At 33.9% G+C, this 24,667-nt stretch carries 26 protein-coding genes and 1 tRNA gene; 9 read left to right on the top strand and 18 right to left on the bottom strand.

Annotated features, from left to right (window positions below):
• Positions 1–9: 9 nt before the first annotated feature.
• The 5 genes from ABWU65_RS03765 to ABWU65_RS03745 form a co-directional block, all read right to left on the bottom strand.
• Positions 10–1,191 carry an ankyrin repeat domain-containing protein gene (locus ABWU65_RS03765; protein ID WP_353280320.1) on the bottom strand — a complete coding sequence of 394 codons (1,182 nt, stop codon included), beginning with the start codon at positions 1,189–1,191 and terminating at the stop codon, positions 10–12.
• Positions 1,192–1,457: 266 nt separating this feature from the next.
• Positions 1,458–2,621 carry an ankyrin repeat domain-containing protein gene (locus ABWU65_RS03760; RefSeq protein ID WP_353280319.1) on the bottom strand — a complete coding sequence of 388 codons (1,164 nt, stop codon included), beginning with the start codon at positions 2,619–2,621 and terminating at the stop codon, positions 1,458–1,460.
• Between the two features lie 257 nt (positions 2,622–2,878).
• Positions 2,879–3,934 carry an ankyrin repeat domain-containing protein gene (locus ABWU65_RS03755; protein ID WP_353280318.1) on the bottom strand — a complete coding sequence of 352 codons (1,056 nt, stop codon included), beginning with the start codon at positions 3,932–3,934 and terminating at the stop codon, positions 2,879–2,881.
• 247 nt (positions 3,935–4,181) lie between these two features.
• Entirely contained in the window at positions 4,182–5,264 is a 1,083-nt protein-coding gene (locus ABWU65_RS03750; RefSeq protein WP_007302146.1) for an ankyrin repeat domain-containing protein, read from the bottom strand.
• A gap of 90 nt (positions 5,265–5,354) precedes the next feature.
• Complete coding sequence (locus ABWU65_RS03745) at positions 5,355–5,606, bottom strand: J domain-containing protein (protein ID WP_230440382.1); 252 nt, start codon at positions 5,604–5,606, stop codon at positions 5,355–5,357.
• Positions 5,607–5,775: 169 nt separating this feature from the next.
• Between ABWU65_RS03745 and ABWU65_RS03740 the strand changes: the two genes are divergently transcribed.
• Positions 5,776–6,348 (top strand): NifU family protein, encoded by a 573-nt coding sequence (locus ABWU65_RS03740; RefSeq protein WP_353280635.1) that lies wholly within the window; start codon positions 5,776–5,778, stop codon positions 6,346–6,348.
• A complete protein-coding gene (gene hisS, locus ABWU65_RS03735) occupies positions 6,345–7,568 on the top strand; it encodes a histidine--tRNA ligase (protein WP_007302144.1) in 1,224 nt (407 codons plus the stop codon). The genes ABWU65_RS03740 and hisS overlap by 4 nt, the downstream gene beginning before the upstream one ends.
• On the opposite strand, the gene surE is transcribed toward hisS, so the two are convergent.
• Both surE and ABWU65_RS03725 read right to left on the bottom strand, forming a co-directional pair.
• Positions 7,565–8,335 carry a 5'/3'-nucleotidase SurE gene (surE, locus tag ABWU65_RS03730; RefSeq protein ID WP_007302143.1) on the bottom strand — a complete coding sequence of 257 codons (771 nt, stop codon included), beginning with the start codon at positions 8,333–8,335 and terminating at the stop codon, positions 7,565–7,567. The genes hisS and surE overlap by 4 nt on opposite strands.
• 101 nt (positions 8,336–8,436) lie before the next feature.
• Positions 8,437–9,876 (bottom strand): hypothetical protein, encoded by a 1,440-nt coding sequence (locus ABWU65_RS03725; RefSeq protein WP_353280317.1) that lies wholly within the window; start codon positions 9,874–9,876, stop codon positions 8,437–8,439.
• Between the two features lie 145 nt (positions 9,877–10,021).
• Between ABWU65_RS03725 and ABWU65_RS03720 the strand changes: the two genes are divergently transcribed.
• Positions 10,022–11,296, top strand: coding sequence for an APC family permease (locus ABWU65_RS03720; RefSeq protein WP_149168685.1), 1,275 nt, complete (start codon positions 10,022–10,024; stop codon positions 11,294–11,296).
• A gap of 70 nt (positions 11,297–11,366) precedes the next feature.
• Complete coding sequence (locus ABWU65_RS03715) at positions 11,367–12,653, top strand: APC family permease (protein ID WP_007302140.1); 1,287 nt, start codon at positions 11,367–11,369, stop codon at positions 12,651–12,653.
• 28 nt (positions 12,654–12,681) lie between these two features.
• Here the strand turns inward: ABWU65_RS03715 and ABWU65_RS03710 are convergent, their stop codons facing one another.
• Complete coding sequence (locus tag ABWU65_RS03710; protein WP_007302139.1) at positions 12,682–13,107, bottom strand: hypothetical protein; 426 nt, start codon at positions 13,105–13,107, stop codon at positions 12,682–12,684.
• A gap of 138 nt (positions 13,108–13,245) precedes the next feature.
• Here ABWU65_RS03710 and ABWU65_RS03705 point away from each other — a divergent pair, with 138 nt between their 5' ends.
• Positions 13,246–14,268: an aspartate-semialdehyde dehydrogenase gene (locus ABWU65_RS03705; protein WP_019236731.1), complete on the top strand. Its 1,023-nt coding sequence runs from the start codon at positions 13,246–13,248 to the stop codon at positions 14,266–14,268.
• A gap of 1 nt (position 14,269) precedes the next feature.
• On the opposite strand, the gene ABWU65_RS03700 is transcribed toward ABWU65_RS03705, so the two are convergent.
• On the bottom strand, positions 14,270–15,346 hold the full coding sequence (locus ABWU65_RS03700) for a 5-(carboxyamino)imidazole ribonucleotide synthase (protein ID WP_353280633.1): 1,077 nt from the start codon (positions 15,344–15,346) through the stop codon (positions 14,270–14,272).
• A gap of 106 nt (positions 15,347–15,452) precedes the next feature.
• Here ABWU65_RS03700 and apaG point away from each other — a divergent pair, with 106 nt between their 5' ends.
• On the top strand, positions 15,453–15,857 hold the full coding sequence (gene apaG, locus ABWU65_RS03695; RefSeq protein ID WP_012481895.1) for a Co2+/Mg2+ efflux protein ApaG: 405 nt from the start codon (positions 15,453–15,455) through the stop codon (positions 15,855–15,857).
• A gap of 202 nt (positions 15,858–16,059) precedes the next feature.
• Here apaG and ABWU65_RS03690 read toward each other — a convergent pair whose 3' ends face one another.
• A complete protein-coding gene (locus ABWU65_RS03690) occupies positions 16,060–17,658 on the bottom strand; it encodes an ABC transporter permease (RefSeq protein ID WP_353280316.1) in 1,599 nt (532 codons plus the stop codon).
• A gap of 130 nt (positions 17,659–17,788) precedes the next feature.
• On the opposite strand from ABWU65_RS03690, the gene ABWU65_RS03685 reads away from it, so the two are divergent.
• Entirely contained in the window at positions 17,789–18,634 is an 846-nt protein-coding gene (locus tag ABWU65_RS03685) for a rhodanese-related sulfurtransferase (RefSeq protein WP_254229390.1), read from the top strand.
• On the opposite strand, the gene ABWU65_RS03680 is transcribed toward ABWU65_RS03685, so the two are convergent.
• On the bottom strand, positions 18,631–19,047 hold the full coding sequence (locus ABWU65_RS03680; RefSeq protein ID WP_254229391.1) for a hypothetical protein: 417 nt from the start codon (positions 19,045–19,047) through the stop codon (positions 18,631–18,633). The genes ABWU65_RS03685 and ABWU65_RS03680 overlap by 4 nt on opposite strands.
• A 137-nt stretch (positions 19,048–19,184) precedes the next feature.
• Between ABWU65_RS03680 and ABWU65_RS03675 the strand changes: the two genes are divergently transcribed.
• Positions 19,185–19,343, top strand: a complete 159-nt coding sequence (locus tag ABWU65_RS03675; protein ID WP_019236727.1) for a type II toxin-antitoxin system RelE family toxin — start codon at positions 19,185–19,187, stop codon at positions 19,341–19,343.
• Between the two features lie 279 nt (positions 19,344–19,622).
• Here the strand turns inward: ABWU65_RS03675 and ABWU65_RS03670 are convergent, their stop codons facing one another.
• Together ABWU65_RS03670 and ABWU65_RS03665 are read right to left on the bottom strand one after the other, a co-directional pair.
• Positions 19,623–19,898 (bottom strand): type II toxin-antitoxin system RelE family toxin, encoded by a 276-nt coding sequence (locus tag ABWU65_RS03670; protein WP_064085396.1) that lies wholly within the window; start codon positions 19,896–19,898, stop codon positions 19,623–19,625.
• Complete coding sequence (locus ABWU65_RS03665; RefSeq protein WP_064085397.1) at positions 19,889–20,104, bottom strand: hypothetical protein; 216 nt, start codon at positions 20,102–20,104, stop codon at positions 19,889–19,891. Before ABWU65_RS03665 ends, ABWU65_RS03670 begins: the two co-directional genes overlap by 10 nt.
• A 153-nt stretch (positions 20,105–20,257) precedes the next feature.
• On the opposite strand from ABWU65_RS03665, the gene ABWU65_RS03660 reads away from it, so the two are divergent.
• The gene (locus ABWU65_RS03660; protein ID WP_264376034.1) at positions 20,258–20,422 is read left to right on the top strand and encodes a hypothetical protein; all 165 of its coding nucleotides are present in this window, start codon (positions 20,258–20,260) and stop codon (positions 20,420–20,422) included.
• Positions 20,423–20,749: 327 nt separating this feature from the next.
• Here the strand turns inward: ABWU65_RS03660 and ABWU65_RS03655 are convergent.
• The 5 genes from ABWU65_RS03655 to ABWU65_RS03635 form a co-directional block, all read right to left on the bottom strand.
• A tRNA-Ser gene (locus tag ABWU65_RS03655) sits at positions 20,750–20,836 on the bottom strand.
• A 31-nt stretch (positions 20,837–20,867) separates the two neighbouring features.
• Complete coding sequence (locus tag ABWU65_RS03650) at positions 20,868–21,656, bottom strand: DUF2163 domain-containing protein (protein WP_353280315.1); 789 nt, start codon at positions 21,654–21,656, stop codon at positions 20,868–20,870.
• Positions 21,657–21,693: 37 nt separating this feature from the next.
• On the bottom strand, positions 21,694–21,972 hold the full coding sequence (locus ABWU65_RS03645; RefSeq protein ID WP_127463812.1) for a type II toxin-antitoxin system RelE/ParE family toxin: 279 nt from the start codon (positions 21,970–21,972) through the stop codon (positions 21,694–21,696).
• Positions 21,969–22,193 (bottom strand): TA system antitoxin ParD family protein, encoded by a 225-nt coding sequence (locus ABWU65_RS03640; protein ID WP_127463811.1) that lies wholly within the window; start codon positions 22,191–22,193, stop codon positions 21,969–21,971. The genes ABWU65_RS03645 and ABWU65_RS03640 overlap by 4 nt, the downstream gene beginning before the upstream one ends.
• Before the next feature lie 119 nt (positions 22,194–22,312).
• Entirely contained in the window at positions 22,313–24,355 is a 2,043-nt protein-coding gene (locus tag ABWU65_RS03635) for a porin (RefSeq protein WP_353280314.1), read from the bottom strand.
• Positions 24,356–24,667: the final 312 nt, after the last annotated feature.

The following is a 24,667-nucleotide window of genomic DNA, read 5'->3' as shown; positions in this document are numbered from 1 at the left end:
TTAACTGATTTAGAGGGACTTTTGATGACATACACCTTTAGATATTGTTGAATTGCTTAATGAACTTCGAGGACATTGATAAAGTTTTTCACAATTACTAAGTGCCATCTTGACATTTCTTTCTATAGCACTAACCTTTCTTTCTTTAATTTGCTCCAATGTCAAAAGCGAATTATCCAGTGGCATTGAATATCTTTCCCCTGTGAATTTACTGATTGCTATAGCAGTTAGCAGAATTGCTCCATTACAATCAACTTGTGAAGAACCAATTGAGCTTCCAGTTGAATGTGCAATAGATTGCTGTGCAGGAGGTAAAGCAGGGGTACTCTGAAATAAGCTACTGAGTGCAGCAGTTGTTGAAGTTCCCATCCAACTAAATACACTATTAATAAAAGAAGAAGGTCTTACTGCACTACTTGGTGCAAGAGTAGTATCACCTGGGTTTACATTGGCACTCTCTGCTTCTGCAACAATCTCTTTTATCGTTTTACCGGGATAAAATAACTTAACATAATCTGATGGTGTCTCGTTCCTTATATCCTTAACATTATCAATATCAGCACCACTATCGTATAACAGCTTCATTGTTTTTGGACGTTTTAAACTAATAGCCAAATATATAGGTGTGTGCCCCCGTCTGTTTTGAACATTGACGTCAGCATGATATTCAATAAGAAGCTCTACTATTTTTTGGTAATCTTTCTGAATGGCAATATGTAGACACGAATCTTGTGAAGAATCATTAAAATCAAATTTGCCATCTGGACTAGCACCATGTTTAAGTAGGACCTCTACTTTTTCCGAACTATTTTTATCTATAGCCCAGCCTATAAGAGTACGTTTTTCACCAGCATATGAAAAATAACCACTAATGCTAGCCTTTTTATCGATTAGAAGCTCTATCATTTTTTTGGTGCCCTTTGTAACAGCATAGTATATAGGAGGCACACGAAAAAAGTCCTCAATATTAACATCTGCACCATTCTCAATTAAAAACCTCATCATTTCTAAATCTTGTTTACTAACAGCAATCGATAAAGGTGAGTTACCATTTCTATCTTTAGAGTTAATAACATTAGTAGTATGTGTCTTTCCTTCTCTAATATACTCCTCAGCTTTTTGAAAATCACGTTCCTTTACTGCAGAACGTAACCCATCTCTCCATTTTTCAACTTCTGTTTTTGTAACCATAACCCTCCTAAAGGATAAAATTTTTGCCCTTATACCACATAATTTGGGCATATGCTAGTGAAATTTATATGTAAAATTAAAAAAAATTTACAACGTAAGAGATTGTTATTTGATCACGTGCTACATTTAGTTTTTGTACAAAACACCATAAGCCTCCTTAGTTTGCTTAAATTGCTTAGCAGCTTATTCTCAACATATAAGAGCTTTAACTTAAAGAGGATTATACGAAAACAAGCACTCAAGTCTGAGTGCTTGTTTTAACTGATTTAGAGGGACTTTTGATGACATACACCTTTAGATATTGTTGAATTGCTTAATGAACTTCGAGGACATTGATAAAGTTTTTTACACTTACTAAGTGCTGTCTCGAAGTTTTTTTCTATAGTGTTAAGATTTCTTTCTCTAATTTCTTCTATTGTGAGAAGTGAATTGTCCAGTGTCCTTGAATATTTTTTTCCTGTGAACTTACTTATTGCTGCAGAAGTTAGCAGAATTATTCCATTACAATCAACTTGTGAAGAACTAATTGGGCTACGATCTAAGTGGTCAACAGATTGCTGTGCAGGAGGTAAAGCAGGAGCACTGCTGAATAAGTTGCTGAGTGTGGCAGTGGTTACCCAACTAAATATACTATTGATAGAAGAAGAAGGTTTTACTGCACCGCTTGTGATGCTGCTAGCTTCTTTAAAATCTGCTCTGGTAGGAGTGGAGGAAGAGTTCACTGTGCTACTTGCCAAGTTTTTGGTATTACTAACTTCCAATTCTATCTTAATTGCTTTGGTAGGGGATAATTGAAGACTCGCTGCACTACTTACAAAATCTGTGCTGTCGTTAGCGTCTTTAATACCTGCTTTTATAGAAGTTAATTTTGCTTCACAGTCAGCTTCAGTAGAACTGCTCAATACAGATTCTATTTTTTGAATTTCACTACTACTACATTCATCTTTTCTAGCATTTCCAACAACATCTAATGCTGTTTTGCCATACTGACTTTGAATACTAGCATCAGCACCCTTGCAGAGTAGGAGTTTTACCATATTTAAATGACAGTGGTCAGATGCTAAGTACAGAGGTGTAAAGCCTTTATAATTTGTAGCATTGATGTTAGCATCACGATCAAGTAAAAACTTTGCTATTTCTAGTTTATCATGTCTAGCAGCAATGTGCAAGGGAGTACTCAAATATCGATTACTAATAGTAGTATTAACATCAGCACCGCTGTTACATAAAAACTCTAATATCTTTAAATTACCCAAGAGAGTAGCATGATGTATAGGTTTCATATAGTATCTTTCATAATTCAAAACTTCATTTTTTATTTGTTCATACTCTATCTCTTTAATACATTCTTTAACTTTCTGAAAATCACCTCTGCTTATAGCAGAAACTAATTTTCTTCCTAAAATCTCAATTATTTTTTGTTTTTCCATCAAATACCTCCTAAAAGAGAATCTCCCGGGTTTATATCATGCAACTTAATATGTGCAAGCAAAATTTACAGAGAAAAATTTCAATAGTTAAAAATTAGGTCTTCAGCAACCTACCACGTTAACTTTTGTACAAAATATGCTGAGCTTCATTATTCAAATTTCTTTGCTCTTAATAAGAAGCAATCTGCTTTAGAAAAGGAAATAAGGGATAAGTTTTGTAAATAAGCACTCGAATTAGAGTGCTTAGTTTAACTGATTTAGAGGTGCTTTTGATGATGCACGCCTTTAGATATTGTGAAGTTGCTCAGTGAGCTTTCAGGATACTGATGAAGCTTGTCACACTTGCTAAGTGCCATCTTGACATCTCTTTCTAGAGAATTAAGTTTTCTTTCTTTAACCTGTCTTATCGTTAAAAGTGAATCATCCAGTGGCATTGAATATCTTTTCCCTGTGAACTTACTTATTGCTACAGCAGTTAGCAGAATTATTCCATTACAATCAACTTGTGAAGAACCAATTGAGCTTCCAGTTGAATGTGCAATAGATTGCTGTGCAGGAGGTAAAGCAGGGGTACTTTGAAATAGGCTACTGAGTACAGCAGTAATTGAAGTTCTCACATAACTAAACATACTATTAATAAAAGAAGAAGGTTTTACTGCGCTGCTTAACGCATTTGTACTATTATCATGATAGCTAAAGTAATTCCTAGCTTCTATTACCTTAGGATTTGCTCTAGAAGCTAATGTCTGACAATTAACTTCTTTATCAGCACATTTTAATGTAGATATTATTTTTTGCCTTGTATTACTAGTACATATAGATTTTGGATCATCTCCAACAACATCTAGTGGTATTCTACCACCCGCATCTCTTATATAAGTATTAGCATCATGCTTGATAAGAAGTTCCACCATTGCCACTTGGCAATGGAAAGACGCTAAGTGCAAAGGCACCTTACCCGTTATATCTTGCAAATTGATCTTAGCATAACGACTAAGTAGAAGCTGTCCTGCATCTTCTCTGCCATATTCAGCAGCAACGTGCAATGCAACTCTCAAGCTTTCACTACTAGCAGCATTAACATTGGCGCCGTTATTAACCAAAAACCTCAATATCTTTAAGCTATTTTCTTTCACAGCAAAACTTATAGGTTTCATACCGTATTTTTCACCAATAAAAATCTGCTTTCTTAGGTTCATGTACACTGCACTTCTGATACATATGTTAGCTTTTAGAAGACTATGCTCTTTTATGGCAATAAATAACTCATTTACAAAGTTCTCAGTTTTTATCCGTTTTTGCATCCCTTGCATCAAATATCTCCTAAAAGACAACGTTCCCGATTTTGTATCACACAATTTGATATATACAAGCAAAATTTACAGAGAAAAATTTCAATAGTTAAAAATTAGGTCTTCAGCAATCTATCACGTAACTTTTTTGCAAAATATTTTAAGCCCCTAATTCATAATTTTTATTACTTGATAATAAGCAATCTGCTTTAGAAGAGGAAATAAGGGATAAGTTTTGTAAATAAGCACTCGAATTAGAGAGCTTATTTTAACTGATTTGAAGGGACTTTTGATGCATACTTTTAGATATCGTTAAATTGCTTAATGAACTTTCAGGACATTGATAAAGTTTTTCACAACTACTAATTGCCGTCTCGAGTTTTTTTTCTATAATATCAAGTTTTGTCAGAGGTGGATTGTCCAGTAGTCTTGAATACTTTTTCCCTGTGAACTTTTTGACCACTACATCAACTAGTAGAGCTGTTGCATTAAAATCAACTTGTGAAGAACCAATTGGGCTACCAGCTAAGTGATCAACAAATTGCTGTGCAGGAAGTAAAGTAGGAGCACTGCTGAATAAGCCATTGAGTGTGGCAGTGGTTACCCAACTAAATATACTATTAATAAAAGAAAAAGGTTTTACTGCACTGCTTGGTGCAGGATTTGGAGTATCACCAGCTTCCAATCCTATCTTAGTATTTGCCCTGGTGGAGGTTGAGAAAGGGTTTGCTATACTACTTGCTGCATCTGGAGTATCACCAGCTTCTAACTCTAATTTAGTATTTATTCTAGCAGAAAGTAATAGTTCTGTACAATTATTTTTATGAAATCTTAACACAGCTAAGAATATTTTTTCTATGTCACAGCCATCACTGCAAAGACTTTCATAACCAGGGATAACCTCAAATGCCGTTTTGCCATTTGCATTTTTAATATTAATAGTGTTATTATTGAGCAGAAGATTCGCGATATCTAATCGACAATAAAAAAAGGCTAAGTGTAAAGCTGTAAAACCTTGCATTACTTGGGAAGTGGTACTACTAGTACAATGATATATCATTTCTTTTATTTCTGCTTTTCTATTCATGGCAGTAACGTACGAGTAAGGAACAAGACATCCATCACTAACAGCATTAATATTAGCATTATTTTTAAGCAAAAACCGCACTATCTCTAAGCTACCTCTATAAACAGCAAGATGTATAGGTGCCATACCATCTTTTTTACCATTAATAATCTCTTTTTCTTTATTTATATATCTTGCCTTTTTAACATATCTTTTAACTTTATTAATATTAAGCTCATCTATAGCCGCAAATAAATTCTTTCTCAATCTCTCAAGTTTTTTCATCAAATACCTCCTAAAGAATAATGTTTCCGGTTTTATATCATGCAACTTAATATGTACAAGCAAAATTTACAGAGAAAACAATAGTTAAAATTAGGTCTTCATCAACCTATCACGTGCTGCGTTTAACTTTTGTGCAAAATATTCCGAGCCTCCCTTGTCTGGATGGACCAGTTTCATTAAATTTTGGTATGCCTTATTGATTTCATTTTGGCTTGCCTCGGAATTCAGCCCCAGTATTTTTAATGCTTCATCTTTGGACATATTATCACCAGTGTAATTTTTGGTGTAACTTTTACTGCTGTTAAATTCGTTCAAAAACTTACTTAATATAGAGTGCATCATAAAACTTATGTTATTTCTCTTTGCCAAAAAGAGAAAAAATACAACAACGCTAGGTAAAACAAACGTGATTATTGTGAATATCAAAAAAAGGAAGAAGATGAATGACATGTATATTTTTTTATCATTTTATGATTAAATAGTAACAATTATAATTGTCATGGTAAATAACATGTTTATCCAGATTGAAGAAACACCAAACCCAAACACGCTGAAATTTCTTCCTGGTTTTGAAATTCTGAGCGAAGGAGAAACAGCTGATTTTTCAAATGCAGATGAAATAAAGAACTCCAAACTAGCAGTAAATCTTTTTCAAATAGAACATGTTGTAAGAGTATTTTTTGGTCATGATTTTATTTCGGTAACAAAATCAGATAGAATGAATTGGGATATAGTAAAGGTGAAAATTTTAACTACAATTATGGATCACTTTACTTCTGGTGGAAAAGCATTTGATAAAGAAGGAGTAAGTGATAATAAAATGCTAGAGGAAGAATTCTTTAATGAAAATGATATAGAAATTGTAAATAGAATAAAAGAATTGATGGAAAGTTATATTAAACCTGCAGTTGCTCAAGATGGTGGTGATATCAAGTTCCGTGGCTATAAAGACGGAATAGTTTACGTTGAACTGCAAGGAGCTTGCTCTGGGTGCCCAAGTGCTGCAATTACCTTAAAACAAGGAGTGCAGAATATGCTAAGCTATCACATACCAGAAGTTTCAGGTATAGAGACTATGCTATGACTAATCAAACAGTTAGAGGAACAAAAGATCTCCTGTTTGATGAATGGTACAAGTTTAAACACATAGAGCAAACAGCAAGCAGAATCTCAAGTTTATACGGCTTTTTACCTGTTCAAACTCCGATATTTGAATACACAGAAGTCTTTACAAAGACTTTAGGTGATAGCTCAGATATTATCACTAAAGAGATGTATACTTTTATTGATAAAGGGGGAAAGAGCATAACTCTGCGTCCTGAGTTCACTGCAGCTATTGTTAGGTTACTCATTGAAAAAAAACTACAAGCGCCGATAAAATTATTTTCAATAGGGCCTGCATTTCGCTATGAAAGACCGCAAAAGGGAAGACAAAGGCAATTTCATCAGATAAATTTTGAGGTTTTTGGCATAGAAGATCCAAAAGCTGATATTGAATTGATATCACTCGCTCAGCACTTACTAACTGAATTTGGCATCAATAAAAATGTAAAGCTGGAAATCAACTCTCTGGGTGATAGTGAAACAATAACTCAGTATAGAGAAGCTTTGATATCGTATTTAAAAAAGTTTCAAAATGACCTATCAGAAGATAGTCAAAATAGATTGATTAAAAACCCACTCAGAATATTAGACTCTAAGGATAAGACAGATAAAGAAATAATCTCTGACGCACCAAAAATCAGTGATTATTATACAAAAGAATCTTCATATTTCTTTGACCAGGTGTTAAATGGACTGCAAGCTCTTGGCATACCTTACACTGTAAATAGCAAATTAGTTCGAGGTCTAGACTATTATTGTCACACAGTATTTGAATTTGTCACAGAAGATTTAGGTGCACAAGGAGCAGTTTTTGCCGGTGGAAGATACGATAATCTAGTATCTTCAGTAGGTGGAAAACACACTCCAGCAATAGGATTTGCAGGGGGGATTGAGCGTATAATGGAATTAATCAACTATGCTGAAAAAAAAGAGAGGCCTATTTATATAATTCCAATCGGTGGAGAAGCTGAAGAACATGCTCTAACACTTGCAAGTGAATTACGCAGAAATGGTTTATATGTGATTTACGAATATAGTGGAACTCTAAAAACCCGAATGAAAAAAGCAAATCAAGCAAATGCAAAAGTTGTATTAATCTTTGGTGATGAAGAGCTAAGCAGTAAAACTTTAAAAATTAAAAATATGGACACGGGTGAAGAAAAAATGATTGCTCGCGATAAAACCGTAGAAAATATCTAATCAGAAGCAATAGGAGTGTTAGCTATAGAAGAAAATTCCTCTGCACAAGAATTTTTCATAGCATTTAATATATCATAATCTGTAAAATCTAATTTTATCGGTGTAATAGTAATAAAACCTCCTTTTATTTTATCTACACTACCACTGCCTGAGTGTTCCCGAGACCAATTTAAGCTCAAAGAACCATTTAAATTTTCAGTAAAAGTTAAATCACCATCAATGTTATATTCACCTTGTTCAGCAAATTCGACCCCTTTCACTTTTTCTGTAGCAGGAAAATTTATACTCATCACTATATCTTTAGGCCAACCAACTTTCATTAGCTTGGCAATAACCTTTGGTGCAAAAATCTTTGTATTGTTCCAGTCTATTTTATCATGATAAACTTGGCTCAGCGCAATAGAAGGTATAGATCTTGCAGCACCTTCCATTGCAGCACCGATTGTGCCTGAATAACAAATATCATCGCCGACATTTGATCCAATATTTACTCCAGATAATATTAAGTCTGGTTTTTTATTCATAATTTTATTTAACGCGATAATGACACAATCTGCGGGAGTACCAGACACACTAAACTCCCTTTCACTATGTTGACTTATTTTAATAAATTGCTTTACTGGATAGTCAAGAGACCTTGCAGCTCCACTCCTATCAGCATCTGGCGCCACTATCCATACTTCCGATGCAAAATTTTGTGCAATTTCTTTAAGTAATCTTATTCCTTCACTTTCAAAACCATCATCATTTGTTATCAATATTATCATATGTAACACTCAGCTATCAAAGTATACTGATGAGATTTCTTTGCATAATTACTAACTGTAACAAAAAAGCCCACTACAAATCAATAAGAAAAATTAAGAGATTAAGCAGCAGAAAATCTTGCCATGCCCCCTATAAATGCTTTCACTTTTTCAAGATAAGTAGATGGTTCTGCAGGAACTTCTATCTCGTCTATCTTACAAGATATTGCTGCATCTATGACTTCACCTGTTATTAATTCCCTTAGCTTTTGTTTTATCTGTCCTCTACGAATATGTTCTCCATAGTCATTATAAAACTTCACATATAACTCTTTAAATACAAATTCTTTTATAGCACTTCTCATATGAGAAATTCCATCCTTTACTTCATCATTTGCATTGCTCAAATCCACTTCAGAACCTAGCGAATATAAGTCATCAAAATTTTCTTTTAAAATTTTTATTTTAAAGTAGTGCTTATCTACAGATCTCTCAAGAAATCTTTTAGTAGCATTACCGGCCAATTCTCCTATTATCTGAGGCTCTAGTTGAGCTGCAAAATTATTTTCTGCTTCAAGGCCACTTAATGCATAAATGATACGATTAAGCATTCCAGGGCCACACTGGCGATTACTTTCCTCAAAACGAACCAGCAATATGGATTTCAACAGCTCTACATCTGCATTTTGCTTTGTTGCTGCAATTAAAACTAGATTTATGGCCTGTGTTAATGTCAGTCCGGTTTTGGAATCTACCCACCTTACCCATTCTCCTTCTCTATAATTATCTACCTTCAAATAAGGCGCTATCAGTTCTTTCTGCTGATTTGTCAAACCGCCTATATAGTTTTTAAACTCTTCATCCAGCTCATTTGACGGAGTCCCATATTCTTCCTTTAATTTTTTGGCACACTCAATAACACTTTGCTCAAAACTTCTAGTATGAACATTCTGATTACCAGTACCTACATCACTTACATTAAACAAAAAGCTCATTTGCTTTACACTTAAACCCAGAGGCGAGAAGAGCTTTATTAATGGATACTTTATTAACTCAAGAAGCGCTACAGGGATCAATAATATAGTATTGATAAGCACTAAACATATTCTAAGACCGAGCGCTCTACTCTCTGATAACATTCTACTAAGTTCTGATATCTTTGATGCACAATACAAAAATGGTAATTGAATGTAGTATATTGAGTATATAGAAAAAAATAAAATCTTATCTTTTAACCCTACTGTTGGATCATTATATACTTCAGAAAAAATGTTATCATCACTATTTTCATTTTTGAAAGACTGATAGCTGCTTGTAATTTTTTCTGTAAAAATAGAACAGAGCTTATGCAGTCCGTAGCATGAAACGCCAACAGCTAAAAAAATTGCAAGTGTTCCAAAAACAGCTAACACCTCACTTGAAGTTTTGGCAAGAAGGAATGCATAAAGCGCATCAATAAAGATCTCAAGTAAGTAGTCAAATAAAAAAATTGCTCCAATAGCAGCACCAACTAATAGAACATACCCACAAACAACCAAAAATGTTTTTAACCTCGGATTCATAAACCACTTCTTAATAACCTATTAATATACTTCTCATTATATGCTTAAATTAAAAAAATGCAAATTTTTATACAAAAAAGATCAATTGAAATTTTCGAGCTTCAGCTATATTGTTAATATATTCAGATAAAAATTAAACATTGTCGTGTCAAATAAAATAGGCTTTTTGGCTATTTTCGCCTTGGTGATCAGTAGCCAAATCGGCTCTGGAATTTTTATGCTCCCAATTAGCCTTGCGCCATACGGCGCTTATAGCCTCATAAGCTGGATTATATCAGGATTTGGTGCTATATCTCTTGCTTTAGTTTTTGCTTCACTCTGCGCAAAATTTCCAGAAACGGGTGGTCCTCATATTTATGTGAAACATGCCTTTGGCTCTACAGCAGCTTTTTTTGTTGGCTGGACATATTGGGTAAGCTCGTGGGTAAGCTCAACAGCTGTGACAATTGCAAGTATCGGTTATTTAGCCCCGCTTTTTCATAATGATATACAAGATATACGTTTGCTTTTAGAAATAACATTAATTTTAGCTATCATGCTAATAAACTTAAGAGGGGTAACTACTGCTGGGCATGTTGAGCTTTTGCTGACCATTGTTAAAATTATTGCACTTCTCGCAATACCTATCGCAGGGTTGTTTTTCTTTGATAAAAATAATTTTATTGTAAGCGAGGAAGTATCAAACTTTACAATATCACAAACTCTTGCTCGTTCTACACTCCTTACTCTATGGTGTTTTATTGGACTTGAATCAGCAACGGCACCTGCAGGATATGTCAATAATCCAGCTAAGACAATACCAAGAGCTATAGTGCTTGGAACAGTCTGTGTTGCTGTGATATATTTCATCAATAGTCTTTCAATTATGGGATTGATAAGTGGTAATGAACTAGCTAGTTCAAAAGCACCATATGTTGATGCGATAAAAATTATGTTTCCAGGTAATTGGCATTTAATTATTTCTGTTGTTGCCTTTATCGTTTCTGTAAGTAATTTAAATGCTTGGTTTTTAGCTGATGGACAGGTCACCTTAGGCCTTGCAAAAGACAAGTTAATGCCGCAATTTTTTGGCAAAAAAAATAAGCATGATGCTCCATTATGGGGAATAATACTCAGTACTTTGGGGGTGTTAGGTTTACTTATCCTAACGTCAAACAAAAGTTTTGCTGAGCAAGTAACTTCAATAATTGATATCTCTGTGGTGTCATTTTTGTTTATCTACTTAGCATGTAGCCTTGCTTTTCTCAAAGTTAATATACAAGACAAAAGCTACTGCAAATTTTTAATTGGAGGTGTGGCTGTATCTTTTTGCTGTTGGGTAATATACGAGACTTCTATAAAAACATTGTTAATATCAAGTCTATTCCCTTTAAGCGGAACACTTATTTATCTACTTTGGTATCATAAACTAAAAACTTAACTTAAATTTTTTATTTGCTAAAATTCTTAAGCTATACTACTGGCTTACATTAATAGAATTAAGAGGTATTGTGTCAAATAAAATAGGTTTTTGGGCTGTTTTTGCTTTAGTCATTAGTAGTCAGATCGGCTCTGGGGTTTTTATGCTTCCAATTAGCCTTGCTCCATATGGCGCTTATAGCCTTATAAGTTGGATGATATCAGGAGCTGGTGCTGTGTCTCTTGCGCTAGTTTTTGCTACGCTATGTGCAAAGTTTCCAGAAACAGGAGGTCCTCACGTTTATGTGAAACATACTTTTGGTTCTACCGCAGCGTTCTTTGTTGGTTGGACATATTGGGTAATCTCATGGGTTAGTACAACAGCTTTAATAGTTGTGGGTGTTGGCTATCTTACACCATTTTTCCATGAAGATATCAAAAGTATGCGTTTATTTTTAGAGCTGTTGTTATTTACAATCATTACATTAATAAATTTAAGGGGAATAGCTACTGCAGGGCACGTTGAGTTTCTGCTCACGGTTGTGAAGGTTGCTGTATTGCTTGCAATACCTGTAGCAGCGTTGTTTTTTTTCGATAGAAATAATTTTATCATAAGTGAAGAAATATTAAGTCTTACAACATCGCAAATTCTTGCCCGCTCTACACTCCTTACTTTATGGTGTTTTATTGGACTTGAATTGGCAACAGCACCTGCAGGGTCAGTTGATAATCCAGCTAAAACTATACCAAAAGCTGTGGTGCTTGGCACAGTTTGTGTTGCTGTTATATATTTTATCAACAATTTTGCAATTATGGGATTGATCAATGGCAACAATTTAGCAAGTTCAAGAGCACCATATGTTGATGCGATAAAAATTATGTTTTCTGGTAATTGGCATTTAATTGTTTCTATAGTTGCATTCATTTTTTGTGTTGGCAGTCTAAACGCTTGGGTTTTATCTAGTGGACAAGTTGCTTTTGGTCTTGCAGAAGATAGACTAATGCCAAAATTCTTTGCTAAAAGGAACAAGCATGGCTCTCCTTTTTGGGGAATAACAGTTAGTTCAATTGGAACTGCAATTTTACTAATTCTCACTTCAAACAACAATTTTGCCCAGCAGATTACGTCGATTATTGACTTTTCTGTAATTTCATTTTTGTTCGTTTATCTTGCGTGCTGTTTTGCCTTTCTAAAGGTTATTATACAGGAGAGGAGTTGTTATAAGCTTTTAATTGGTAGCATAGCAACAACCTTTTGTTGTTGGGTGATATTAGAAACCCCTGTAGGTACTCTGCTGATTTCGAGCCTGTTCACTGCAAGTGGCATACCCATTTATTTATTTTGGTACTGCAAAACTTCTGTGCAACAAATTCAGTAGTGAGAGATACACTTTAAATGGTTAATATTTATGGGCCAAGATTTTTTTTCTCTTTATCTACTTGTTCAATATTACCATTCTCAAGTTTGCTACCTACTTCTTCTGTGCGTTTATTATCTATGTAGATCTCATTTTTTGCTTTATTAGAAAGACCTATTTGCGATTGCAGTTTTTTATACTCTTCTTTTTCAGGCGTGAAAATTTTCACTAAAAATCTTCCTATTATTGGTATTGAACTTAAAAAATCTCTTAATCCAAAAGATTCTTGCTTCTTGTTTGAAAGATGCTGGTCTATCTTAGAAATTTTCACACCATACTTTTTATCATCAAAATTTATCGCTGGCTTGCTTTTTTTCGAAAGAACATTTTGAATCTCTAATCTATTGACTTTTTCAGGCTTTTGAAATGCAGATACTGCAGGTTTGACCTTAGTGTCATCATGTTTTTTACTCATTTCATTCTACCATGCAATATTATTAGTGTCTTATAATTATAACTAAATTATGGTTAATTGCAAGGTAAAAATATTAAAGTAATTGTAAATTTTATCAGTAAAAATATAATATAGCTTTAAAATCAGAGGTTTATTTATATGGGATGTAAGATTGCAGTTATTGGAGCAACAGGAAGAGTAGGATATGAGGTATTGACCATGCTTGCTGAGTTTCAAAAAGAGGGAAAATTTTCGATAGATTCTGTTGTTGCTTTTGCATCGAAAAAATCAAAGGGAAAAAAGGTAAGTTTCGGCGATGAAGAATTAACTGTCTTAGACCTTGAGAACTACGATTTTGTTGGAATTAATATAGCAATTTTCTGTGCTGGGTCTCATGTTTCCGAGAGATACGTACCGATTGCAACTGAAGCTGGATGTATTGTCGTAGATAATACCTCTCGTTTTAGGATGAAAGAAGGCGTGCCACTAGTTATTCCAGAGATCAACAAAGATAAAATTACGGAGTATAAAAACCATAACATAATATCTAATCCAAACTGTACTACAATACAAATGTTGCTGGCATTACATTTATTACACCAAAAAGCAAAAATAAAGAGAATCGTTGCTTCAACTTATCAATCAACTTCTGGTGTAGGTAAAGCAGCAATGGATGAGCTTTACAATCAGACAAAAAAAATCTTTATGAATGAAGCTAAAAAACCTGAAATATTTCCTAAGCAAATAGCATTTAATTGCATTCCTCATATAGGAGAGTTCATGGAAGATGGTTCTACAAAAGAGGAGTGGAAAATGCAAGAGGAGGCAAAAAAAATTTTAGAAGAGGATATAAAAGTAACTGCAACTTGTGTCCGAGTACCTGTTCTTGTTGGTCATGCTATAGCAGTAAATGTAGAATTTGATCAGCATATAACTGAAGAAGAAGCTCGTGAAATGCTCAGTGAAGACGATGGAGTTTTAGTGCAAGATAAGCGCGAAGATGGTGGATATATGACTCAGGTTGATGTTGTGCAAGAGGATGCCGTATACATATCGCGTATTAGACAAGACGATACCGTTAAACACGGATTAAATATGTGGATAGTAGCTGATAATCTACGCAAAGGTGCAGCACTAAATATAGTGCAGATCTTGGAGATCTTGATCAAAGAGCATTTATAGCTCAATAACTTAAATCTATATTGACATGTCCCATTTTACGCTTGTCCCTAACCTCTTTTTTCCCATATATGGTTAAACTAGCTTTTTCGTTGCTCAAATATTTGTGAGAATTATATATATCATTACCTATTATATTTTTTGTCATGCAAGGAAAGCGTAATACTACTTCCTGCATAGATAGACCGCATATTATCCTAACTAGCTGCTCGAATTGACTAACGTTGCATGCATCCAAGCTCCAGTGGCAAGAATTGTGGGGTCTTGGGGCCAGTTCATTAACTAGTAATTCATGATTTTGAGTGATGAAAAATTCAATAGCTAGAATTCCTACTATATCAAGTGCAGTTGCTATTTTCTCTGCAGTTTTTTGTACCTCTTGGGCTAATTTATTATCTATTTTAGCTGGTGCTATTGAAGTATTAAGTATTCCGTCAACGTGGTGATTCTCTGCTATAGGAAAAAAAGCTACTTTACCGTTTTTATCTCTTGCAACGACTATTGAAACCTCTTTCAGTAAATCAACACTTGCTTCAAGAATGTACTCTTTATTCCAATCGAAGGAAGCAAATTGCTTCAGTTCAGAATCATTTTCAATCACATATTGTCCTTTTCCATCATAACCCATTTCTGTTGTTTTTAGCCTCACTGGATAGCTAAAAGTTTCACTACTTTCTAGTAGCTGATTATAATTTTGTATACTTTTGTAATCAGCAGTTTTTATGCTTAAATCTCTAATAAAATCTTTCTCTCTCAGCCTATTTTGCGAAATGTGTAACGCCTTTTTACCTGGATAAAAATCTGTATGCTGCGACACAATATCAATTGCACTACATGGAATATTTTCAGACTCAATAGTGACTAAATCCACACTCTGTGCAAAAGATTCAAGTGCCCTCTTATCACAGAAGTCTGCTATTGTTAAATCATCAGCAACAGAACAAGCTGGATCGTTTTTAGTACTGGCAAAAATATGCGTTTTGTGCCCAAGTTTTATTGCAGCGATAGCAGTCATTTTACCTAATTGCCCACTTCCTATTATTCCTATCACTTTTTTATCCAGTGGATCTGTTTTGTTCATCATGTAGATTAATATTTCCTAGTTAGAGTACGATAATATGCTTGGAAAATCTATGAAAAAAGTGTATAATTGAAGTGTGTTAAACTTTTATCATGAACACTTTACGATGACCATGAAATACACACTTATTACTAATTCTGTTGAAGTTACAGTTTTGCCAATTTACATTGAAGAGCAATCCATTCCTTATGAAAATTGTTACGTATGGATGTATAATGTTAAGATAAAAAACAAAAGCTCATCAACCATTCAATTATTAAGTCGCTATTGGCAAATAATAGATCATAAGGGGAAAATAAATGAAATTGCCGGAGTTGGTGTTATTGGAGAACAACCTGTAATAAAATCTGGAGAGGTATTCAAATATACAAGTGGAACATACTTAAATACACCATCAGGAATAATGCAGGGTAAATATGAATTTCTGAACGAAGAGAGCATAAAAACCTTTGATGTTATGGTACCACCCTTTTCCTTAGATAGTCCATACGTTAACACTAGACCTCATTGATCATCAAGATAGTGTATTTGTTTAAGTGCATCTGAAACCAGTGCTTCTTGTTTTGTCATTTAAGCTTCCATAATGTCATCCGAGTAGCTGATACTGAGATCCAACTAAGTTGATAAACACGAAAGCACTGACCATTTGCTTCTATAGTTGTCTTTTTTCGTCTATCTTATTTTGTTACTCTGCTGAACAGATGCAAAATAGTTTATTTTTGATTCTTATCATCAAGTGTGAATAAGATTATTGTAGAGGTTAAACCTATAATAACTATCATTAACGAAAATGGGGCAGCTTCTCTGTAACGCTCATCGCTGACAAGTTCATATACTCTAGTTGATATAGTTTCAAAATTAAATGGTCTGATAATTAGTGTTGCCGTGAGTTCTTTTACCGTATCCATAAACACGAGCAGAAATCCCGATAGTATACTTTTCTTGATAAGGGGAATATGAATATTCAGGCAAGTGGAAATAGGCCCATGACCCATAGTATATGCAGTCCATTCAATTTCATTTGGTGTTTTTTTGAGTCCCGAATCTATCGCCTTGAAAGATATAGCAAAAAAACGAAATAAATATGAGTAAACTAATGCGCCAATAGTTCCTACCAAGCTAATTTCTACAATATATTGAGTAATGAAAGAAGATATTCTGCTTAAAAACATTATTATGCTAATTGCAATAATTGCATTTGGAATTGCATATCCAAGAGAAATGAGACGTGCTATATTGCTTATTAGCTTATTTTTACGTGCTGTATATCCAATAATTATTGCAATGCTGATCGAGATTAGCGCGGTAATAAATGATAAACTAATACTGTTTGTTATTATATTGTAAAATCTTGCTTCGTATATGAAAAAGCCTTTCTCTATGCTCCAATATATAAGTGGAATCATTGGTAAAATAAAGCCTATTAATATCGGCAATAAACACATAAGATAAGAAAAGATCAACGATATAGAACCGTTTATACTACGTTTATTGTGATAATCTGCATTAGTATTGATTGAAGAGTAAGATATTTCTCTTTTTTGTAGTTTTTTCTCGATAACTATTAGTGTTGCAACGAAAATCAGTTCTGCAACTGCCAAAACAGTAGTTGAATATTTGTCATGCAGTAAAAACCAAGTACGGTATATTCCCGTCGTGAAAGTATCGATAGCAAGAAACTGTGGTGTGCCGAAATCTGTAATTACTTCCATTAGTACCAAGGATAACCCAGCTATAATTGATGGACGTATGGAGGGTATGATGACAGAAAACAGACTCTGTAATGAGGAGAACCCAAGTGTTGATGCAATAGTGACTGAGTTACTAACGCTCTTTAGACTTGAGCGGACCAACATATAAACGTATGGATATAGACTAAATCCCATTACTAATATTCCACCACCTAGGGATTTGATCTCGGGAAACCAATAGTCACCTTTGCCCAATTGAAAAGTATCTCTTAACAAGCTCTGAATCGGACCTGAAAACTCTAACGTGTTTACATAAACAAACGATACTATATATCCAGGAATTGATATCGGAAAGAATAAGGCAATCTCAAAAATTCTACTTCCGGGAAACGAAAAAAATGTAGTAAGCCAAGCTGGAATTACTCCAAATATAAAGGATATTAACCCTACTCCTACCATCAAAATTAACGTATTGAGTATATATTCAGGAAAAAGTCTACTAATTACCCATCCAGAGTTTGCTGATTCTGTAAATAGAATCGATATTAACGATAGTATAGGGCAGACAAATAATACACTTACTAAAAACAAGAATATATTTTTAAATACTCTCAGAAACATTAACTTGAATCTATATTTGATATTAAAATGTTATATGCAAAAACTAAAGATATCCAGTAATTAACAGCCGTCCTATTGAATATCTTCATAATTTTATATATTATGTTTTAAATCGATAAACTAATTAATTATGAGTTTTGTCATTGCAACTTTCTATCATTTTGTAAAACTCTCTAATTATTATGACATGAAAGATGAAATAAAAGTTGCATGCGACAACGTTGAATTAAAAGGCACTATACTCCTTGCAGAAGAGGGTATTAATGCAACCGTATCTGGTGAAAGAAACGCGATTGATAAAATATTAGATTTTCTACGTTCTGATTATAGACTAAGGGACCTTACATGGAAAGAGAGTGCAGCAGAATATCAACCATTTAGTAAGATGAAAGTGAGATTAAAAAGAGAAATTGTGAATCTTGGTGTAAGTAATCTTGATACTTCCGTTAGAGGTCATTACATTGATCCAGATTATTGGGATGATTTTATCTCTCAACCTGATGTTTTAGTGATAGACACACGAAATGATTACGAAGTAAAACTAGGCAAGTTTAAAAATGCAATCAATCCACATACTCAGCGTTTTCGAGATTTTCCTCAGTGGGCAGAGTCTTTCTCTGAGAGTAAAAATCTGAAAGTGGCTATGTACTGCACTGGTGGAATCAGATGTGAGAAATCTACAGCATATATGAAAAGCCTTGGATTTAACGATGTTTATCACCTTAAAGGCGGTATTCTTTCCTACCTTGAAAAAACTCACAACAAAAGTGGTAATTGGGAAGGCGAGTGTTTTGTTTTTGATGATAGAATTGCTGTTGATCACTCACTTGCCCCGAGTGATAAAATAAAATGCATATTCTGCTCAAGTAAAGTTTCAACTGATGAGCTGAAATCAGTTTCACGTGGCCAGGTAGTTTGCTCTGATTGTAAATCTTTAAGTATTGAAAGAAATTCAGAATACAACACGAACCTTTAACGACTTATTTCTCTTTGCATATTTGTAACCTTAATTTTATCAAGGCATTTACCTACAACATAGCCCGCTCCAGCTCCAAGTAATGCACCAACTATAGCAAATGCAATCAACACTACACCAGAAACACCGATAAGAGTTAAAGTTTCTTGCCCTAAATAACATGCTGCAACTAGACCAGCAACTAAACCAATTGCTGCACCTATACACCTAAGTTTCATATTATTACTAATATTGTAACCTCTTCTATGCTTTAGGCTATGACTAGTATTGTTACTTATCCAATCAAAGATTTCGACATTTGGGTTTTTGTCCATAAAATCGATAAGCTCACCTATTGTTTTGTTACGCAAACTATCTAAAAATATAACTTTATCTTCTACATTTTGTTCAAATACATTTTGTTTACGTGTCATTTATTTTTCCATACTATTAGAATATATTTTTATTACACTTAATGTCTTAATAGTTGGTAAATTCCCATATAAGAATAAGTAGATAATCTTACCACTATAGGTGGGACTAAAGCGCGATAAGATTAAATTCCTGAAAAATGTTGGTAAGAAGAGCTTTTCCAAAAACAATAAAGTTAAGAGTTGAAGAGATAGTAAAAGAGCGACTTACAGTTAATCCAATTGATTTTGGTGAATCGTTTTGTTACAAACTCAAAGGATACAGAAGACTGAGAACTGGCGATTATCGTATCATGTAAATGCTGCAAAGTATGAAGTGTTTCAATAAAACACAGAAAAGACATTTATGAATCCTAGATTAATATCCTTCCAGTATTAACTTACTGTAACCTTTCCGGTTGATCGACTGCGATTCTTTGCAACGTTTATCTCTAATCCGTTATTAGCATCGATTTTATAGTCTGTAGAATAGTAAAATTATAGGGGTATAGTCAAAAAATGAGTTATTTTTGAGCTGAGCAAAGCCGCCTAAGGTGAAGAGGAAGAAGGGCTGTATAATGTATATTTAATGTTTATATTTATTTTTTATAAATATCACATCTATGTCCTATCTCTGTGATAGTTACTATTTGTTCTAATTGATTTACTCTATAAATTATACGGTATTCACCAACTCTTAGTCTTCTATGTCCTTTTAGGTTATGATGTAATGGTTCACCGAGGTTTATTGGATCAACTGTAAGACGTTCTTTTATAGCCTTTTGGATTCTTAACCTTATTGTTTTTTGAAGGTTTGGTAAATCTCTCTCAACAACACTTTTGAGAGACTTAACTTTATAATGCTCTAATCCCACTTAATATCTTCAAAATCGACTGTTTCTGCACCTTCAACATCACGCTCATCAGAAATTTTAGACACTAAAAAGTCTTCAATTTCAAGCTCGATTGCTTCTTTAAGTAGTTTTTCTGCTAATGCTTGAGCAGGTTGCTTAGTAAGTTCAGATAATTTAGCAAGATGCTGTAAGGTTTCTTTACTGAAAGCTAAATTAGCGTTTGCCATAAGTTTTACCGAGTTCTACCACTGCATAATTATACAATATTTTCCTAAAATTTTCAATAAAGTAAACGAAGTAATTATGCTAATCTAAATATTGGGATAATATTAACATATAAGTACTATCTTAGCGTTAGTTTTTTAATTAAGGAGTATATTATGGTTGAAGACCCTTTTTGTCATATAAATCAGACTTGCCACGAATACTGTGAAATGAAATTCATTGAGGAAAAATCTCAGTGCAATGACCTCTGTGATTTTATCTTTCCAATTTCTGAAACTTGTTCACCATCTGAAGTTGTGGATCAATTAGTATCTATTTAACAAAAAAGTGTCAGTATATTTTTTAATAAAGAATTATATTGACAGATTATGGTAGGTTGAGTATAAACGGGTATTAACTTTTGCTGAGGTTAGGGAGAAATGACACAGACTAAGTATAGTATTGCAAGACATTATTAGTAATAGGGATCAGCAGCTGGCTACTGGATTGTATTTCTATTACTCTTCGTCATCAAAAATCAAGAAGGCTCTGCAACTTGATAACTCTATTCTTTTATTGACGTAGATGACTCTGAAAAATTGCGAAGCTGAAGTGCTAATGCTATATCCCTTAAAGAACAAAACCTATGTTATACTAGAAATAATGTGCGGAAAAGGGGGGATTCGAACCCCCGACATATTTTCATATGTGCACGCTTTCCAAGCGTGTGCTTTAGACCGCTCAGCCACCTTTCCATACTTATTCATAATATTAAAAATTATGCTGCTAAACAACTGGTATATATGGTTCGCCACGGAAATTCACAGTATTGTTAAACTTGTTTTTGCACGTTAAAAACGCTTTATCACAACCTGCAAGTATCGAATATTTATCTCCGGTAGAAATTTGATATGGAGGAGAAGCAAATAATGTAACTACTTTATTTTTGTATTCTTTAACTACAACTTCAAATGTTGCTGAACTAAACACTCCGTGCTTATAATATCCATCACTTTCGATTAAATTAGTGTCTTCAAATCTTCTTTCATCTATCACTTTAGTAATTGTGCTCATTCTACTAAACTTTTTAGCATCAGCTTTACATCTATCATCGCAAAATTGTGCCCTGCATACAGGAGAATATAGCTCTGTTATGCTTCTCTCAAGCTTTGTCGCAAGACCTCTAATTTCAGCGATAAACCTCCCACTATTTAATGTTACTTTACCAAAAGTTCCTGCATGCAAATTCATAATTCCCTGACTCAAATCTTTATAATTCACAAGAAATATTTCAATATTTGCAAAGTCATACCTTCCTGATAAAACATCTTTTTCTTTAATATCGGTACTATTTAATATTCCTTCAATTTCTAGATTATCAGTTCTCAAATCGCTATTTAATATTATGCTACTAGCTGTAAACCCACTTGAAGATTTATAGAGTATATTATTGACATTTAAATCTTCGTCATAGTCGGTAAATCCCATTACTTTCCCACCTACAAGTGTTAATTTCCAGCAAGTAGCGATGGTAAGTAATTCTCCAGCTAAATGGTTTTTTAATTTGGTTTGCATAGTTGCCTCTTATAAATAATGGCATACCTGCATTTAGCTACACTTGTTTTTTCAAATCTCTATAAAAATTTTCGTGTGGAGCAAATGCAAGAAGTGTTAATATGTTATTTTGTTCGTTGTGAATATAGGCTAATAATGTCAGTTGATTAAAAATAGAGAATTTATACACGCGAACACCTGCAAGATCGCCTGACTTTAGCTCTCCAATATATGGGTTACCTTGAATTTGTTTGATGGCTTCTTCAAGTTTGGGTAGTTGATTATTGTGCAGCTTCTTCATTGACCGCTTAAAAGTGTTGGTGAGAAGAATCTTCAAAATTTTGTGGACTTATACTCCTCAACATTACCTGACTTGATATCCTCAATGCCTGAAAGGATTTCTTTGATAATATTATAGCTTAGCTCAGGGTTATCTTCAACAATCTGACCAATCTTAGCCCAATGCTCGATTTGTTGCGGTACAGAACGATTTTGCAATACGGAATGAGACTGCACTATCTTCTCAAATTCCCCATCAAGATTTACTGTTATACTCATTAGATTATTACTTCCTAGTTTTAGCTATTATATCATATATTGGAAATTTTTTCAACATTTTGAAAGTGCATAGTGAAAACACACACCACATTCAAGCTGTGGTGTGTATTGTTAAATAACTAGAAAGAAAACTTCACACCAGTTAGTAGAAGAATTCCTTTGTTAGAAGGTAAATCAGTACCTTTTTGATCTTGCAGTGCACCTTTTTCATCAGTTCTAAAGTAGTGAAGAGCTGCATAAGGAACAAACTTGCTCTTATTGCAAGAAGATAGATCATATTGAACACCAAGTGCAACATCATGAAGCATATCTTTATCGCTCATTCTGCTACCAAAGTATGTCAAGCTTGTGTAGATATTATCATATTGATAACCAGCACCTGCAGTCCAATACATGGTATCCTTGTCATTAAATTGCTTTAAGCCATCTTTTCTAACATCATCATTAGTATCTTTATATTCTTTTGAAGCAGGATCGAGTTCCTTGATACTCTTAGGTTGACCAGATTTGCCTAAATATGCAAAAGAAGCAGCGAATTTTACACTTTGATCTTCATCAATCTTATAATCAGCGCTTGCACCTAAATTCATACCTGCTAGGTTATTGTATTCTATGAACTCATTATAAAGGTGCTTATCTTTACTTGGCTCTTTTGCCAAGCCAAACTCACCAACTACGGAAGTTTTAACTTTTATATTATGTTTACTAAAGTCATATTCATATGACGCACCAGCACTTATTATATGCTGGTAATCTGGTCCAACATGTCTTAACGTTTCCTCATTCTTTACCCCTGTTACCTTATTACTTGAATCTTTGAGGAAATCTGGAGCTATTTCTTTTACAACGGATAAACCACTATCGTAGCGAGGTGAGTAGCTAAGACCAAATCTTGCACCCATATAATTTGGTGAGTAGTAAGCAGCTCTAAATGGCAATGTGGTCATAACCTCTTTGTTGTATTTTCCTGCCATACGGAAGGAGAGTTTTTCGCTCTCGCTCGAGAAGCTTTCAGTGTAAAGACGTGGTGTTACGTAAAATGGGAAGTTTGCAGCACTTCCTTCTAAGTTTACTTTTCTGAACCAGTCACTATCTGCAGCTCCATCAACAGTTGCAATTCTTGTTGCATCAAGTCTCATCAGAGACTCAGGACCAAACTGATAGCCAAGTTTCAGATCACCATATTTTGAATTCAAAAACACATGTGCACTTCTACCTCTTGCAGCATTCACGCCTTGTGAAGCTCCTTTACCTTCAGTAACTGGAACATGGAATTGTACATCGGCACCATAACGAAGACCAATATCCTCATTTTTATTTTCAGCTCTTAAGTGCAATATTGCATCTGAAATCATGCCCATGTTTTCACTGTAATCACCAATATTCCCTATCCCTTTAGGAAATATTGGATTTGCTCCTTTTATACTATCTGGAGTATTGTTAAAATAATCTGTAGATTTACCTGGCATAACATTATAATGGTTATAGCCACTTAGCCCATGGTTACCATAACCTTGAGAATCAACAACGCCACCGAAAGTTATTCTTAAACCATCCCCTTGATTGGTATTGATAATATCAATACCACCAACTGAAACAACAGGACTTGCCTTACCTTTTTCCTCTGTATTGCTGTTAACAACTTTTACATCCTTTTTTATATCTTTAGCTTCAATTTTAGCATTCTTAGTTTTAGAACCCTTAATTTTTGACTTTTCTACATTAGAATTTTTAGTGCTTAGAGCTTTCGCTTTTGAATCCTCTATAAGCTTTGCTTTTTTCTCTTTTGCTAGCCTAATTTCATCTTTTTTCTTTTGTTTTGCTACTAATTTTAACTCTTCTTTTTTCTTCTTTTGTTCAGCTGCTAATTTTAACTCCTCTTTTTTCTTCTGCTCAGCTGCTAATCTTAGTTCTTCTTTTTTCTTAAGCTCCTCGGCTTTTTTTCTTGGATCAGCATTACATATCCTGTCCATTTTTTCTTTTAGTTTCTTATTTGACGTCTTCATCACTTCCATCTTTCCAGAAGTTTTGATTGACTCGTTACTCTCTTGCTTTTTTACTTCCTTCATACTCTCGTCAGAAAAGTCAGCAGCAAAGCCACTGAAAGAACATAAAGTCAATAGAGAAGCTAGAGCAGTTCTAGTATAAATAGATTTTTTCATGAAGTGCCCCCAAAAAATTTTAAAATCATAACATAAATAGTATAAAGGTGTTGAAAATCCAACTTAAAGCAACCTTATAGCGAAAATAAAGGTAAAATGCAATACTTTAAAAGCAACTTTCTTAATACGCTCAACGTGTATATTAACCAAAATTTAGTACAGAGGTTTGCTTGTTAGTGTATTATAACTCTATACTTATTCTATGGAAGTAAAATTTACTCAAAGTAAAAGCATAAAAAGATTAAATCATTAATATAAATTGTTGACAATAATATTAATTTGTATTATAGTTGGTAGATTATTGTTTTATTT

The sequence above is a fragment of the Wolbachia endosymbiont (group B) of Silvanus unidentatus genome, from assembly GCF_964028615.1.
GTDB lineage: Bacteria > Pseudomonadota > Alphaproteobacteria > Rickettsiales > Anaplasmataceae > Wolbachia.
This window is presented reverse-complemented; position numbering and strand designations above follow the sequence as displayed.

What these genes read in the sequence shown, in the direction of transcription:
- ABWU65_RS03765 (WP_353280320.1), bottom strand. Translation starts at nt 1,191, where the DNA reads ATGGTTACAAAAACAGAAGTTGAAAAATGGAGAGATGGGTTACGTTCT.
- ABWU65_RS03760 (WP_353280319.1), bottom strand. Translation starts at nt 2,621, where the DNA reads ATGGAAAAACAAAAAATAATTGAGATTTTAGGAAGAAAATTAGTTTCT.
- ABWU65_RS03755 (WP_353280318.1), bottom strand. Translation starts at nt 3,934, where the DNA reads ATGCAAGGGATGCAAAAACGGATAAAAACTGAGAACTTTGTAAATGAG.
- ABWU65_RS03750 (WP_007302146.1), bottom strand. Translation starts at nt 5,264, where the DNA reads ATGAAAAAACTTGAGAGATTGAGAAAGAATTTATTTGCGGCTATAGAT.
- ABWU65_RS03745 (WP_230440382.1), bottom strand. Translation starts at nt 5,606, where the DNA reads ATGATGCACTCTATATTAAGTAAGTTTTTGAACGAATTTAACAGCAGT.
- ABWU65_RS03740 (WP_353280635.1), top strand. Translation starts at nt 5,776, where the DNA reads ATGTTTATCCAGATTGAAGAAACACCAAACCCAAACACGCTGAAATTT.
- hisS (WP_007302144.1), top strand. Translation starts at nt 6,345, where the DNA reads ATGACTAATCAAACAGTTAGAGGAACAAAAGATCTCCTGTTTGATGAA.
- surE (WP_007302143.1), bottom strand. Translation starts at nt 8,335, where the DNA reads ATGATAATATTGATAACAAATGATGATGGTTTTGAAAGTGAAGGAATA.
- ABWU65_RS03725 (WP_353280317.1), bottom strand. Translation starts at nt 9,876, where the DNA reads ATGAATCCGAGGTTAAAAACATTTTTGGTTGTTTGTGGGTATGTTCTA.
- ABWU65_RS03710 (WP_007302139.1), bottom strand. Translation starts at nt 13,107, where the DNA reads ATGAGTAAAAAACATGATGACACTAAGGTCAAACCTGCAGTATCTGCA.
- ABWU65_RS03705 (WP_019236731.1), top strand. Translation starts at nt 13,246, where the DNA reads ATGGGATGTAAGATTGCAGTTATTGGAGCAACAGGAAGAGTAGGATAT.
- ABWU65_RS03700 (WP_353280633.1), bottom strand. Translation starts at nt 15,346, where the DNA reads ATGAACAAAACAGATCCACTGGATAAAAAAGTGATAGGAATAATAGGA.
- apaG (WP_012481895.1), top strand. Translation starts at nt 15,453, where the DNA reads ATGACCATGAAATACACACTTATTACTAATTCTGTTGAAGTTACAGTT.
- ABWU65_RS03690 (WP_353280316.1), bottom strand. Translation starts at nt 17,658, where the DNA reads ATGTTTCTGAGAGTATTTAAAAATATATTCTTGTTTTTAGTAAGTGTA.
- ABWU65_RS03685 (WP_254229390.1), top strand. Translation starts at nt 17,789, where the DNA reads ATGAGTTTTGTCATTGCAACTTTCTATCATTTTGTAAAACTCTCTAAT.
- ABWU65_RS03680 (WP_254229391.1), bottom strand. Translation starts at nt 19,047, where the DNA reads ATGACACGTAAACAAAATGTATTTGAACAAAATGTAGAAGATAAAGTT.
- ABWU65_RS03675 (WP_019236727.1), top strand. Translation starts at nt 19,185, where the DNA reads ATGTTGGTAAGAAGAGCTTTTCCAAAAACAATAAAGTTAAGAGTTGAA.
- ABWU65_RS03665 (WP_064085397.1), bottom strand. Translation starts at nt 20,104, where the DNA reads ATGGCAAACGCTAATTTAGCTTTCAGTAAAGAAACCTTACAGCATCTT.
- ABWU65_RS03660 (WP_264376034.1), top strand. Translation starts at nt 20,258, where the DNA reads ATGGTTGAAGACCCTTTTTGTCATATAAATCAGACTTGCCACGAATAC.
- ABWU65_RS03650 (WP_353280315.1), bottom strand. Translation starts at nt 21,656, where the DNA reads ATGCAAACCAAATTAAAAAACCATTTAGCTGGAGAATTACTTACCATC.
- ABWU65_RS03640 (WP_127463811.1), bottom strand. Translation starts at nt 22,193, where the DNA reads ATGAGTATAACAGTAAATCTTGATGGGGAATTTGAGAAGATAGTGCAG.
- ABWU65_RS03635 (WP_353280314.1), bottom strand. Translation starts at nt 24,355, where the DNA reads ATGAAAAAATCTATTTATACTAGAACTGCTCTAGCTTCTCTATTGACT.